The organism is Rhodopila sp., from assembly GCF_965277825.1.
Taxonomy (GTDB): Bacteria; Pseudomonadota; Alphaproteobacteria; order Acetobacterales; family Acetobacteraceae; genus Rhodopila.
The window spans coordinates 4,045,399-4,057,648 of sequence record NZ_OZ255846.1; the positions used below are offsets into that span (position 1 = coordinate 4,045,399).

Below are 12,250 nucleotides of genomic sequence, written 5' to 3' on the forward strand. Positions count from 1 at the left end.
ATAATGACATGCCGATTCCGACAGAACCTGTGGGCTCGCTGCCGCGGCCGATGGCGTTGCAAAATGCGTTGGCTGACTATGACGCCGGCCGGGTCACGCATCCGGAACTGGAGCGCGAGCAGGACGCGGCCTGCCTGGATTCGATCAAGCGGGGCGAAGCGACGGGCGCGCCGATCGTATCGGACGGCGAACAGCGTGTGTCGAGTTTCGCGACCTATCCGCTTGCCGATACGCTGGCCGGCACCGGGCTTGCCGCCAACCTGGCAGGTGACGGGCAGTATTTCGCGATCTTTTCCGACGGACATCACCGGCAACTGCCGCGTTTGACCGGCGGACCATTCAGCTACAGAACGTTTTCGTCCAGCTATGTCGAAAAGGCCATGAAGATGGCGACCAAGCCGTTGAAGCAGGCGGTGATCGCGCCGTCGATGCTGGCTTTGCTGTATCCGCTCGATGGCGAGGTTCCGGGTTACCCGCGGGAGGCGTTCCTGTCCGACCTAGTCGAACAATGCGAGCAGGACATCCGCGGCGCGTTCGCCGCCGGTGCCAAGCGGGTGTCGATCGACTTCACCGAGGGGCGGCTGGCCTGCCGCAACGATCCCGCGAACCCCTGGACCGGCCGCGGGATGCTGGCGCAATTCATTGCGCTGAACAATCGCGTGCTGGATCGGTTTTCGGCCGAGGAGCGGAAGGATATCGGCATCCATACCTGCCCGGGCGGCGACTGCGATGCGACGCATAGTGCCGATGTGGACTATGCCGAACTGCTGCCCAGCATGTTCAAGATGAATGCCGGGTATTTCCTGATGCAACTGTCCAGCGAGAAAGACAAGGAACGGGTCTATAAACTGTGCGGGCAGCACAGCCGGGAAGATGCCAACGGTGTCGGCCAGGTGTGTTTTATCGGGGTGATAAATCCGCAAAATCCTCGGGTCGAAACGCCCGAAGAGGTGTGCGGCGATCTGATCACGGCGTCGAACCATATCGCCAAGGAGCGTCTGGGTTCGACCGACGATTGCGGCTTTTCGCCGTTCAGCATCGACGTGAAGCCGAAGCACGGGTCACCGGATGTCGCGCGCGACATCGCATTCCAGAAGATCGCGGCGCGGGTGAAGGGTAGCGCGATGGCGTCGGAGAAACTGGGTTTGTGAGGCTTGCGCCGCGGGGCCCGCGGCGGGTGAAGCGCGCGGCCTCGACGGCTTTCAGGGCGCTATCGCGCGGCCCGGCATTGCGTCGCCCTGCCAGGCGTTATCGCGGCGCGATTTTCAGCCCCTTGACCCCGGTCAGGGTGGCGGCTTCGAAATCGGCGCCGTCGGTTTTCGCTCCGGTAAAGTCGGCATTGTCGAGGTAGGCGCCGACGAACTCCGCCTTGGTGACATCAGCGCCTTGGAAATTCGCGCCGTGCAGCCGAGCGAAGTGGAACGCCACGTGGCCCAGGCCGGCGGCGGCGAAATTGGCACCATCCAGGTCGGCGCCGTTGAACTCGGTGCGCAACAGGCCCATCGACTGGTTTGCCATCACCACGGTCATGTCGGCGTGGGAAAAGTTGGCGCCGCGCATGTCATACAGGCTGAAGTGAACCGTGGTGTGCGTATCGGAAAGGTCGGCTTCTGTGAACTTGGCTGCCTGGTCCTTGGTGTTTTTCATGCCGCTGGAGGTGACCACGGTCTGCAGCGTGGCGCCGTGCAGGTTGGCGCGGGTGAAATTGGCCCGGATGAACCAGGCGAACGTCAGGTCGGCGTTGACCAGACGGGCGCCGGTGAGGTTGCTGTCCACCAGTTTCACGCCGTGCAGGTTGGCGTGCGAGAGATCGGTTCCGGCCAGATTGGCGCCGCTCAGGTCAAGTCCGCTGAGGTCATCGCCCGAGAGGTCCTTGCCGGACAGATCGAGCTTCGCGCCATGTGCCGCGGCTGCGGCGGCGCGCACCTGATCGGCAAGCAGATGCTCATCCGCGAGGGCGGGCCCGATGCCTAACAGCATGACCAGCGGCAGCGTGAGCGTGCGGTGATTGATGGGCATGGACATTTCCCCCGGTTATTGTCCGCATCAGGTGCATTGGCGGCACTGTGCAGTCAACCGGCGGTCCGCGACTGGCGAACCTGGTGTGCGAGACTTGAGGGTGGTTCGCGCAGGATAATCGGGATTTGGATTTCTGTTGGCGCTGTTCGCCGGACGCGGCGTGACCAAGCGAAGCGCCGGACGCGGCGTGGTGACGATAAGCGGTTATGAACCGCAGATGCACGCCGATAGCAGTTACGCTGAAAACTGGGTGCAAAGATTTGCCTATCGTTTCCGCATCCGGGGTTCCAGCATCGTGCGTTTGAGGCAAAAGCAATCGCCCTGGCGGTTGGCGCCCTGGACGTGGCCGGCAAAGCGGTCCTCAATACCGCCGAGCAAAAGCAAGAAGGCTGACCATGGCGGGGAAAAACCAGATTATCACGACCTCAAGACGCGGCGTTCTGCTTGGTGTTTCACTTTCGGCGGCCGCGGCCTCGGTGCCCGCTGTCGCTGCCGAGTCGTTCTGGACCGAGCGCTACCAGGCCAGGAAGGGCGACGTCACGCTGGCGATGTATCGCAAGCGGATGCACGCGCCGCGGCCGAACGAGGCGAAACTTCCGGTGCTGTTTCTGGTGCACGGATCTTCGATCTCGGCGTTGCCGAGTTTCGACCTGACGGTGCCGGGGGCTGGCGAATACTCGCTGATGGACGTCTTCGCGCGTTATGGTTTCGATGTGTGGACGATGGATTTCGAGGGTTATGGCAAATCGAGCGTGACGTCCGGCAACTCCGACATTGCCTCGGGCGTCGCCGATCTGCGGGCCGCGACGCCGGTTGTCGAGCGCGAGACCGGACAGTCGAAATTCCATTTCATGGGCGAAAGCAGTGGCGCAATCCGAGCGGCGGCGTTCGCGGTGGCGGAACCTGGCAGGGTGGATCGTTTGGTGCTGGAGGCATTCACCTATACCGGCAAAGGGTCGCCGACGCTGTCCAAGCGGGGCGAGCAGACCACATTCTACCGCACCCATAACCGGCGCCCGCGTGGCGAGGACATGATCAAGAGCATCTTCACCCGCGACAAGCCCGGCACCTCTGACCCGCGCGTGCCGCTGGCCATCGCCAAGGCCGAGATGCCGAACGGCGACAGCGTTCCGACCGGCACTTATCTGGACATGACCGCCAACTTGCCGCTGGTCGATCCCGCCAAAGTACAGTCCCCGGTGCTGATGGTCCGCGGCCAGTACGACGGCATTTCCACCGAGGAAGACTTGCTCGATTTTTTCACCAAGCTGCCGACGCCCGACAAGCAATACGCGGTGATTCCGGGGGCGGCGCACGCTGTCGGCATGAGCCTGACACGGGCCGATCTGTGGCACGTGATGCATGAGTTCCTGACCATGCCGAAGACCGCCCAGGCGTAGCTCAGGGCAACCCGACCGCAAGCGGAGAGGCACAATGCGCATCCACAACATATTCGTCGACGATAGCGGTGAAACCCACTGGCGCGACATCGAGGTCCAATGGGTCGAGGACCGCAACAGCAGCAAGCTGTCGGCGCGGCTGCCGGCCAATGGCATCATCTTCCGCGAGACCGCCGGCGATTACGATCTGAACTGGCACCCGGCGCCGCGCCGTCAGTACATCATCAACCTCGACGGCGGCGTGAAGATCACCGCCAGCGACGGCGAGGCCCGCGAGATCGGTGCCGGCGAGGTCATTCTGGTGGAGGACATAAGCGGCAAGGGTCACCTGTCGAAGTCGATCGGGGGAACGATGCGGCATTCGATTTTCGTCCCGGTTGAATAATGGATGATCAGCCCGATGATCAGTTTTCAGTCTGATGGTCAGTGCGGGGACAGGCTTACACCAGCCAGGTGGCGTCGTTGTCCCCCCACTCCCGCCGGTCGCGCATTCGCGAGTCCAGTTCGCGGAACTCCTCGATCAGGAAGTCGATGACCAGCCGGGTGCGCTGGGCGAGGTGCCGGCGGGACGGATAGACCACGAAGGATGGCCGGCGCCGCGCGACGTAGTTTGGTAGCAGACGATACAATCGTCCGGCGCGGACTTCGCTGAAGGTCAGCGGATCACTCAGCAGCGCGATGCCGTGGCCGGCCAGCGCGGCCTGGCGTACGACCAGGCTGTTGTTCGACCTGAATGAACCGGTGACCTCGACCTCGACCGCGCCGTCGGGGCCGGAGAACGCCCAGTGCGTGCTGTCCGGCCCGGTGTCCTGAATGATGCAGGCATGGTCCAGCAGGTCGGACGGATGTTCAGGAGCGCCGTGGCGTTCCAGGTAGGCCGGGGCCGCCACCGCGGTCGACCCGACGGTCGCCAGCGCGCGCGACACCAACGAGGTATCCGACGGCTGGCCGAAGCGCAGCGCCACATCCAGGCGCTCCGCCACCATGTCATCGGACACTTCGCTGATCACCAGCTCGACCGCCAGGCCGGGGTGCTTGTTCAGCAACGCGGCAAAGTCCGGAACCAGTAGCAGTGCCGCGCCCACCGGGACGCCGACGCGGACCAGTCCGGTGGGTGAACCGCCATCCTTGCCGAAGGTGTCCTCGAGATCCTCGGCTTCCTCCAGCAGGTGCCGTGCCCTGACCACCAGATCCTGGCCTTCGTCGGTGAGGCTGAGCTTGCGGGTCGTGCGATGTAGCAGGCGGACGCCGAAATGTTCTTCGAGCTGCGCCACCTGACGGGTGACCGCTGACTGGCTGGCATTGGTCTCGCGCGCCACGGCGGAGAACGATCCGGTCTCGACCACGCGGAGGAAGGTGTGCAGCCCGTTGATCAGGTCCATCGGGCGCCTGCCGCCGGTCGCTTTTCGGTTTTCACGATGATTACAAGGCCCCATCGGGCTGGTTCGTCAACGGGTGCACGGCGAGCGTCCAACACATTTCACTTAGGCGGGCCGTTCATGATGTAAGCCGCGGCAATCGCCGATCTGCCGGCCGGCTGGCCGGGATGGCGGCTTAGCATCGACAGCGCTCGCGCGCGGTGGTTCGGGCACGGGTTCGCCCGCCGACATCGCGCTAACTGGTTCGGCACCCGGCATCGCACCGGCTTCCGGTTGCTCAACCCGACAGCCGCGCGGCCAGTGCCTGGAATACCGGCACCGCGGCGGCCAATTGGTCGATGTGAACCACCTCGCCGGGCTTGTGCGCGACAGCGATATCGCCGGGTCCCATCACCACGCAGGGGGCAATCGCCTGCAGGATCGAGGCATCGGTGCCGAACGGGGCCGTGGTGGCGGGCTGAGCGCTGGCCTCGGCGCATTGCGCCACGAAGCGATGGTCTGGCGCCAGTTCGGGCGGACTGCCCTCGGTCGCCTCGGTGACCGTCACGCCATGGCGCGCCGCCGCGTCATGCACCGCGGCGCGGATCGGCGCTGGGTCGATCTTCGCCGAGTAGCGAAACTTGATCCGCGCGGTGGCCACCGGCACCGTGACATTGACCGCCGTGCCGTGATTGTCGATCACCAGATTGAAGTCACTGAACGGCGGGTCGTAGGCACCGTCGTGCCAGGACCGGTCGGTCAACAGCGTCTGGTGGACCGTTTTCATCTCGGCCAGGAATGGGATCAGCGCCCAGTTCGCATTGCGTCCCTGACCCGTGGAGCTGTGCGCCTGCACGCCGAGGGACACGCAGTCGAACGCAATGTGGCTGCGATGGCCGCGCACCGGGCGCATCCGGGTGGGTTCCACCACCAGGATCCCGTTCGGCCGTACCGAACGCGCCAGTTCCGACTGCTGGACGATGATCCTTGCGCCCTGTTTGGTGGTTTCCTCATCGGTGGTGAGCAACAGGGTCACCGGCAGTGTTGCCGGCAGTCCGCGCGCCGCGACCAGCGCGGCCGCCACCGGCCCCTTCATGTCGGTGCTGCCCAATCCGTGCAGCGTGCCATCAACATCGACCCGGGCGGACCACGGATCGTCCTGCCATCCGGTGTCCGGGACGGTGTCCATATGGCCCGAGAACGCGATCCCGCCGGAAGCGCCGCGATGCGCGACGATCACCCGCTTGGCGATCCCGGCGGCATCCTGGTAGTCGAGGCGCTCGATTTCGAAGCCACGCAGTTCCGCCTCCAGGCGGTCGGCGACGGCGAGGTTGGAGACCGAGCTGCGGCTGTCCAGCGCCACCAGGTCGCGGGTCAGTTCGGTGATCGGCACGGTTGGATTGGTCATGGCGGTGGACAATGCCGCATCCCGGAGCACCACGACACCCTGGTCGTGTGGGGGGGGGGCGTCTCGGGGGGCCTCTCGGGGCACGGTCTCGGGGTGACGGTCCCGGGGGCCGTCTCGCTGGCTTGAGCGCCGGGGCGGTTCCGACCACACTGCGGCGATGACCCCCGATTATATCGATCCCCGCTCCGGCGCGACCTTCCCGCTCGACCAGCCGCGCTGGTGCGGGGAGGAGCGCGCGCCGCTGCTGCTGACACCGCTGCCAGGCCTGACGCGTGAGCAGATCGACCCGGCGACGCGCAGCCTGTGGCGCTATCGAGCGGCGTTCCCGCTGAAGCCCGACAACCCGATCACTCTGGGCGAAGGGGTCACCCCGCTGATTCCCGGAACCGTCGCCGGCGTCCAGGTGCTGCTGAAGTGCGAGTGGTTCAACCCGACCTGCAGCTTCAAGGATCGCGGCGCCAGCGTCATGCTGTCGCTGCTGCGGGCGCAGGGCGTCGATCACGTGCTGGAGGACAGTTCCGGCAACGGCGGCGCCGCGGTTGCGGCCTATGCGGCGGCCGGCGGGATGGCGGCGACGATCCTGGCCCCGGAATCGACCAGCCCGGCCAAGACGCTGCAGATGCGGGCGCACGGCGCGAGCGTGGAACTGATTCCCGGCAGCCGTCAGGATACCGCCGATGCCGCGCTGGTTCGTTCGGCTGACATTTTTTACGCCAGCCACAACTGGCACCCGTTCTTCCTGCAGGGCACCAAGACCCTGGCGTACGAACTGTGGGAAGATCTCGGCTTCCGTGCGCCAGACAATGTCATCGTGCCATGCGGCGCCGGCTCCAACGTCCTGGGTTGTGAAATCGGCTTCTCCGAGCTGCTGCGGGCCGGGCAGATCGATTTCCTGCCGCGCATCTTTGCCGCGCAGCCGGCGAATTGCGCGCCGATCTCGGCCGCCTTCCTGGCCGGCTCCGATGAGCCGGTGGCGACCGAGATCACGCCCACCATGGCGGAAGGCACCGCGATTGCTCGACCGATCCGGCTGCGCGAGGTACTAGGCGCGCTGCGCGAAACCCGCGGCGGTGCCGTGGCGCTGACCGAGGCGGAGATCGGCGAGGCCATGCTCGATCTGGCGCGCGTCGGGATCTATGTCGAACCCACATGCGCCCAGGTCGCGGCTGCGTTCGGCAAACTGCTTGGGACCGGCACCGTCACGGCGGAGCAAACCACGGTGCTGGTGCTGACCGGCACCGGGCTGAAGGCGACGCCGCGGATCGCCGAGTTGATGGGGATCGCGCTGTGATCGCGGCGGGTTCCGTCGACAGCAGAAAGTCCTGATGGAAAGCCGGTTCCATGACCCGGTCATGTGCAGCGTGACAGTCCTCCCCGCGTCGCTGTGCTGGGCTTTTCCATCTTCTCGATCGCTTTGCCTGGCGGCATATGCCACGCCCGGTTCGGCCGATCGAAAACACGTTGGATGGGCGCCGGCTGCCAGCGGGCGCCACGATCTTGCGCACAATTAATCGTGATAGATGGCCGGTTTTGGGCAGGGGCGATGATAGCGCCGGGGCCGGACAACCTGGATCGGCCGAGTTGAAACTTGCGGATTTCCGGGAAGCTACCCAATGTGGCCTAGGTCAACACACCTGCTAGCGGATCACGAAAGGAACCGTGTCTTCCAGCAATCTGGTCCAAACGACTGGGGCTCGTACCCGGGTTCGTCCGTGCCGGTCTCGCCGACGCTTGCGTTGGTGGGGTTCGTCGGGCTGTGCCTGCTGGTCGGGCTGGTCGGCGGGTCGATGACGGCGCGGGCGGTGCAGCACTGGTATCTGACCTTGCGCGCACCCCCGGGGACGCCGGCGAACTGGGTGTTCGCCCCGGTCTGGGGGGCGCTGTATGTGATGATTGGCGTTGCCGGCTGGTTGGTCTGGCGACGGATCGGCGCCGCGCCGCCGCTGCGGCTTTGGGGCTGGCAGCTTGCCGCCAACGCGATCTGGGCCCCGACGTTTTTCGGCCTGCACAGCCCTGCCATGGCGATGGGCGTGATGGCCGTGCTGTTGGTCATGATTGCGCTGACGATTCGATCGTTCCGGCGGGTTCAACGCCCCGCCGCGATCCTGATGATGCCTTATGGCGCGTGGTGCCTGTACGCGGCGTATCTCAACGCGGGTTTTCTGGTATTGAACGGCGGTTGACGCGGCGTCGCGGTTGCGCCGACCGCCGACGCAGTGGCTGTAATCCGACTGAAGCGACCGCCGGATTACATCCACTGGCCCTTGATTTTGTGGGCCGATTCAACTGACGCTTGGGAGCCAGGCTTCAGGATCGGACCACGGGTGATCGATCGCTGCTATGGCAGCATCGACACGCCACTGCGAAGATGGCTGATGCCAGGAAGGTCCGGGCGATGAACCGATTTGTCACGACGGCTTGCCGATGCCTGCGGATTGCCGCGCTGGCTTTCGGGCTCACTTTGGGTGTGCTGGGGAGTTCCGCGGCATGGGCACAGCTCGGCGCCGGACCGGCGGGCACCACCGGTCACGCCGGACAACTGCCCAGTGCGCCACAGAAGCCGCCCGAACCACCGCCGGAGGCAATGCCTGGGTCCAGAGCGAAAGAGCCGGCAGCGCCGTCAACCAGGCCGGCCGGCGACATGCAGCCGACCGATGCGCTGTTCGACTCGATCAATCGCGGCGATATCGCGTCAGCGCGAGACGCACTGAACCGCGGCGCCGATCTGAACGCCGTCAATGTCCTTGGCATGACGCCGATGGAGCTCTCGGTCGATCTTGGCCGCAACGATATCTCATTCCTGCTGCTGTCGATGCGCGGCGAAGATTCCGGCCGAGGTTCACGTGCGGTCGGGCGCGACGCCTCGTCTGGTTTGTCGGACAATACCGCCAAAGCGACGAAGGTCGGGCCGGGCAAAAAGGGTCCGGGCAAGCCGGTGCAGGCGGCGAGCGCGGTCATCCCGGCGAAACCGGTGGCAACACCGAAGCTGTTCGCCAATGATGGCGGCACGCCTATCCCCAGCGCCGGTTTCCTCGGCTTCGGGGCACGCTCCGCATCGAATTAGCGGGTGATCGCGACCGGCGGAACGCTGTTTGGCGCGCCGGTCGACCTATCGGAGCGATAGCAGACCGCGGGCCTGCTCGATCGTCGCTTGCGCCATCGCCGCCAGGGCCTGGTCGCTAGCGCTGCTGACCGGATGGTCGATGACGGTGAACGCGAAGCCGGGCATACCCAGCACCTGGCTCATCAACTCGGCGGCGCTGACGAACCGCGTGGTCATCACCGCTATCGCGGGAACGCCCATGCGCTCGGCGACTATGGAGTCGTGCAGACTGCACGACGAGCAACTGCCTCAGTCGCCGATGCCGGTGACGATGGCATCCCAGTTGGCGATTTCACCCACGATATGGCCGTCGGCGGGGGCGCTGTAGTTCGACTTCACGCGGCTGACCACGTCGGCGACGCCGAAATCCTGCCGCAACATCCGATCCAGGTGGGCGAAGAAGCGCTTGGTGCCCTCCTTGCCGTTGGAAATGAAGCCGACGGTCTTGCCGCGCAGTGACGCAGGCCGTGGCGCCAATTGACCAAGCGGGGGCGCCGCTTCGTTGGTCGGATCAAGCACCTCGAACACCATTCAAGCAGTCTCCTTGGCGTTGCGGACACCCCTGGGCAGAGCCACCTGGGCGGGTTCACTTCGGCAGATCCACTTGGGCAGACCCACTGGGGCAGACCCACTTGGGCAGACCCACTGGGGCAGACCCACTGGGGCAGACCCACTGGGGCAGACCCACTGGGGCAGATCCACTGGGGCAGAACCACTGGGGCAGAACCACTGGGGCAGAACCACTGGGGCAGAACCACTGGGGCAGATCCACTGGGGCAGACCCACTGGGGCAGATCCACTTGAGCAGATCCGCTGGGGCAGATCCACTTGGGTGGGTCCACTTAGGCAGCTTCAGTCGTTCGGCGGCTCACAGTCAACACACACACCGACTGGCATTGTCACCGCCCGGCTTTTGTGTCCGAGCCAGGGCGGGATCACCGCGCCGAAGCCTCCGGCCGGGCCGCCGGCGGCGACGACCAGCAGATGGTCGGGGGACGGCAAAGCCGGATAGATCGTATCGCCACGGTCACGCACCACCGCCGCCTTGCCGACGTCGGCCCATTCGCGCCGGGGGATCCGAGCCCGCTGGTGGATGAACGCGGCGATGTCGGTCTTGCTCCAGCCGGCGGTCTGCAGATGGTCGCGCAACTGCCTTGGAATGATCAGCGCGTAGTTGCCTTGGTGCAGCGAGTAGTGTCGCAGGTTGGCGCGCATCTCGGCGGCGAAGGTCTCGAGGATTTCCTCGGGCTGGGTGGTCCATTCGTTCATGATCTGGCGCGGCGCGCCGGCGGCCATCACGGTGACGGCCGAGGCGCCGAACGGCATGCCGCGCTGGCTGGCGACCGACTGCCATGGGTGGTCGTCCTCATCCTCGGCGACGCAGTAGCTGAACTTGCCGGGGTGGCCCAGGGTAGACCGATCGATGCCGCCGGGCCGGACATCGAGGATATTGATCAAGGCCAGGCGCAGCGCGCGGCCGATCACCGCGGTTGCGCGATCGGAGTTGCCCAGCGCGTTGAAGCCGCCCGAGGCTCCGATCTCGTGGCGGATCGGGCCGTTGAGGACGACGAACACGGCGCAGCCGCCGGTGCTGGCGGTGGCGCCGTGCAGCAGGAACTGCGCATCCAGCATGGCGCTGACGGCGGTCACCACGATGGGAAAATGCATCGGCAGGCAGCCCGCCATCACCGCGTTGATCGCCAGCTTTTCGGCGGTCACCGGCTGCGCCCGCACCGGCTCGATGCCGACGAGCTGGTCGGGCGGCATCATGGCCCATTGCAGGCAGGCTTCGACCGCCGCCCGGGTCGGCGGCACGATCGGCAGTCCGTCGGTCCAGCCGTTGGCGTGATACAACTCCTGGAGCGCCGCGATGTCGTCGGCTTGGTGGAGTCTGGATGCCAGTCGCACGTGGATGATCCGTTCGCTTTTCAGGTGGCCCAGTTGTCGGCGCGTGGCCGGGAACAGGGCTCGGCGGCCCCAGGGGTCGGGCCGCAAGCCAAGCATGGTCGGCCGCCGTTGTCACCGGTCGCCGCATGCTGGGGCAAGCCGCGAACGCGTGAGGATCCTTGCATCGATCGGAGCGTTACGCTCGCGCACGTCAACAGGAAGCAGCCATGGCCGAGGCCGGAGAAGAATCACCGCATCTAGACAGGAAGGAGCAGCGCCAGGCCGCCGCCGGAGCACCGATCGGTGCGCTGGTGATCCACGAAATCGTTCGCGACCAGGGCGAGGAGGAACTCGAGCGCTCGTTCAACGGCCTGGCCTGGTCCGGTATCGCCGCCGGCCTGTCGATCGGGTTTTCGTTCCTGGCGCAGGCGACGTTGCAGGCGCGGCTGCCCGACACGGCGTGGCGGCCGCTGGTTTCCGGCTTCGGCTACTCGATCGGGTTTCTGATCGTCATCCTGGGTCGTCAGCAACTGTTCACCGAGACCACGCTGACCGCGGTGATCCCGGCGCTGACGCGGCGCAACCTCCGCACCCTGCGGCTGACGTTGCGGGTCTGGGTCATCGTGCTGACTGCCAACATCGCCGCCACCTGGATGTTTGCCGCGATCGCTGTGCAAGAGGGCATTTTTCCCGCCCCGACGATACAGGCGATGGAGGAGTTGTCGGCGCTGACGATGAAGGGGCCGTTCTGGCATACGGTTATAACCGGCGGGTCGGCCGGCTGGCTGATCGGCTTGATGGTCTGGCTGCTGCCGGCCGCCAACGCCAGCCGCGCGATGATCATCATTCTGCTGACCTACGTCATCGCGATCTGCCAGTTTCCGCACATCATCGCCGGATCGGTCGAGGCGGCGTTCGGTGTCCTGGTCGGACACGCCAGCGTCGGTGACTACCTGTTCCGCTTCCTGGTGCCGACCTTCCTGGGCAATGTCGCCGGGGGCACCATCCTTGTCGCGCTGCTGAACCATGCGCCGCTGGCCGGCGAACTGAAGGACCGCAACGGGATGGCGTGATG

12 protein-coding genes are annotated in these 12,250 nt (G+C 65.7%); 7 read left to right on the forward strand and 5 right to left on the reverse strand.

Annotation, left to right across the window (positions count from 1 at the left end; genetic code table 11):
• The first annotated feature begins 8 nt into the window (after positions 1-8).
• Entirely contained in the window at positions 9-1,151 is a 1,143-nt protein-coding gene (locus tag ACQY4T_RS19755; RefSeq protein ID WP_428534197.1) for a hypothetical protein, read from the forward strand.
• A 97-nt stretch (positions 1,152-1,248) separates the two neighbouring features.
• Here ACQY4T_RS19755 and ACQY4T_RS19760 read toward each other — a convergent pair whose 3' ends face one another.
• Complete coding sequence (locus ACQY4T_RS19760; protein ID WP_428534199.1) at positions 1,249-2,019, reverse strand: pentapeptide repeat-containing protein; 771 nt, start codon at positions 2,017-2,019, stop codon at positions 1,249-1,251.
• Between the two features lie 395 nt (positions 2,020-2,414).
• On the opposite strand from ACQY4T_RS19760, the gene ACQY4T_RS19765 reads away from it, so the two are divergent.
• Together ACQY4T_RS19765 and ACQY4T_RS19770 are read left to right on the forward strand one after the other, a co-directional pair.
• Positions 2,415-3,419 (forward strand): alpha/beta hydrolase, encoded by a 1,005-nt coding sequence (locus tag ACQY4T_RS19765; protein WP_428534201.1) that lies wholly within the window; start codon positions 2,415-2,417, stop codon positions 3,417-3,419.
• Between the two features lie 34 nt (positions 3,420-3,453).
• Entirely contained in the window at positions 3,454-3,804 is a 351-nt protein-coding gene (locus ACQY4T_RS19770; protein WP_428534203.1) for a hypothetical protein, read from the forward strand.
• Positions 3,805-3,859: 55 nt separating this feature from the next.
• On the opposite strand, the gene ACQY4T_RS19775 is transcribed toward ACQY4T_RS19770, so the two are convergent.
• Together ACQY4T_RS19775 and ACQY4T_RS19780 are read right to left on the reverse strand one after the other, a co-directional pair.
• Positions 3,860-4,801, reverse strand: a complete 942-nt coding sequence (locus ACQY4T_RS19775) for a LysR family transcriptional regulator (RefSeq protein WP_428534205.1) — start codon at positions 4,799-4,801, stop codon at positions 3,860-3,862.
• 274 nt (positions 4,802-5,075) lie between these two features.
• A complete protein-coding gene (locus tag ACQY4T_RS19780) occupies positions 5,076-6,185 on the reverse strand; it encodes a M20/M25/M40 family metallo-hydrolase (RefSeq protein WP_428534207.1) in 1,110 nt (369 codons plus the stop codon).
• Positions 6,186-6,342: 157 nt separating this feature from the next.
• Here ACQY4T_RS19780 and ACQY4T_RS19785 point away from each other — a divergent pair, with 157 nt between their 5' ends.
• The 3 genes from ACQY4T_RS19785 (at position 6,343) to ACQY4T_RS19795 (ending at position 9,249) form a co-directional block, all read left to right on the forward strand.
• The gene (locus ACQY4T_RS19785) at positions 6,343-7,476 is read left to right on the forward strand and encodes a pyridoxal-phosphate dependent enzyme (protein ID WP_428534209.1); all 1,134 of its coding nucleotides are present in this window, start codon (positions 6,343-6,345) and stop codon (positions 7,474-7,476) included.
• A 421-nt stretch (positions 7,477-7,897) separates the two neighbouring features.
• Positions 7,898-8,368 (forward strand): TspO/MBR family protein, encoded by a 471-nt coding sequence (locus tag ACQY4T_RS19790; protein ID WP_428534211.1) that lies wholly within the window; start codon positions 7,898-7,900, stop codon positions 8,366-8,368.
• A 212-nt stretch (positions 8,369-8,580) separates the two neighbouring features.
• Complete coding sequence (locus ACQY4T_RS19795) at positions 8,581-9,249, forward strand: ankyrin repeat domain-containing protein (RefSeq protein WP_428534213.1); 669 nt, start codon at positions 8,581-8,583, stop codon at positions 9,247-9,249.
• 45 nt (positions 9,250-9,294) lie between these two features.
• Here ACQY4T_RS19795 and ACQY4T_RS19800 read toward each other — a convergent pair whose 3' ends face one another.
• Complete coding sequence (locus ACQY4T_RS19800) at positions 9,295-9,819, reverse strand: UGSC family (seleno)protein (protein ID WP_428534215.1); 525 nt, start codon at positions 9,817-9,819, stop codon at positions 9,295-9,297.
• Between the two features lie 321 nt (positions 9,820-10,140).
• Positions 10,141-11,292, reverse strand: coding sequence for a hypothetical protein (locus ACQY4T_RS19805; protein WP_428534217.1), 1,152 nt, complete (start codon positions 11,290-11,292; stop codon positions 10,141-10,143).
• A gap of 110 nt (positions 11,293-11,402) precedes the next feature.
• Here ACQY4T_RS19805 and ACQY4T_RS19810 point away from each other — a divergent pair, with 110 nt between their 5' ends.
• Positions 11,403-12,248, forward strand: coding sequence for a formate/nitrite transporter family protein (locus tag ACQY4T_RS19810; protein WP_428534219.1), 846 nt, complete (start codon positions 11,403-11,405; stop codon positions 12,246-12,248).
• Positions 12,249-12,250: the final 2 nt, after the last annotated feature.

Coding starts and splice junctions, on each gene's coding strand:
- ACQY4T_RS19770 (WP_428534203.1), top strand. CDS start 3,454: ATGCGCATCCACAACATATTCGTCGACGATAGCGGTGAAACCCACTGG.
- ACQY4T_RS19810 (WP_428534219.1), top strand. CDS start 11,403: ATGGCCGAGGCCGGAGAAGAATCACCGCATCTAGACAGGAAGGAGCAG.
- ACQY4T_RS19760 (WP_428534199.1), bottom strand. CDS start 2,019: ATGCCCATCAATCACCGCACGCTCACGCTGCCGCTGGTCATGCTGTTA.
- ACQY4T_RS19805 (WP_428534217.1), bottom strand. CDS start 11,292: ATGCTTGGCTTGCGGCCCGACCCCTGGGGCCGCCGAGCCCTGTTCCCG.
- ACQY4T_RS19795 (WP_428534213.1), top strand. CDS start 8,581: ATGAACCGATTTGTCACGACGGCTTGCCGATGCCTGCGGATTGCCGCG.
- ACQY4T_RS19775 (WP_428534205.1), bottom strand. CDS start 4,801: ATGGACCTGATCAACGGGCTGCACACCTTCCTCCGCGTGGTCGAGACC.
- ACQY4T_RS19785 (WP_428534209.1), top strand. CDS start 6,343: ATGACCCCCGATTATATCGATCCCCGCTCCGGCGCGACCTTCCCGCTC.
- ACQY4T_RS19765 (WP_428534201.1), top strand. CDS start 2,415: ATGGCGGGGAAAAACCAGATTATCACGACCTCAAGACGCGGCGTTCTG.
- ACQY4T_RS19780 (WP_428534207.1), bottom strand. CDS start 6,185: ATGACCAATCCAACCGTGCCGATCACCGAACTGACCCGCGACCTGGTG.
- ACQY4T_RS19755 (WP_428534197.1), top strand. CDS start 9: ATGCCGATTCCGACAGAACCTGTGGGCTCGCTGCCGCGGCCGATGGCG.